Origin of the sequence: Shewanella sp. S1-49-MNA-CIBAN-0167, from assembly GCF_040310145.1 — a bacterium.
GTDB classification, from domain to species: domain Bacteria; phylum Pseudomonadota; class Gammaproteobacteria; order Enterobacterales; family Shewanellaceae; genus Shewanella; species Shewanella psychromarinicola.
In genome coordinates this window covers 1-271 of sequence record NZ_JBEOPO010000269.1, presented here as the reverse complement: position 1 = coordinate 271, position 271 = coordinate 1, and the positions used below count along the sequence as shown (strand labels likewise).

Below are 271 nucleotides of genomic sequence, written 5' to 3'. Positions count from 1 at the left end.
ATATAACAATATTTTTTTTTAGTTTAATAAAAGTGATTTTGAAGTGTTTGGCAAAGCTTAAGCTAATAAATAAACTTGATCCTAATGAGTTAGTCACTCTTAGTTCGGGATGGTTTCCACAATTTTCAGAAGATAATTTCACACTTGTCGAGTTAGCCTTATTAGCCGGAATGAAGAACATTCGCACAGTCAGAAACGCTCAATATGATAAAGAAGAGCCTTTATCATTTATTAAAACAGGTGGTCAAGTACTTGTGACTAGAGAACATGC

General features: G+C 32.8%; 1 protein-coding gene. It reads left to right on the top strand.

Annotation, left to right across the window (positions count from 1 at the left end; genetic code table 11):
* The coding region (locus AAEZ00_RS21280; RefSeq protein ID WP_351089895.1) for a hypothetical protein at nt 1-271 on the top strand (271 nt) is incomplete at both ends.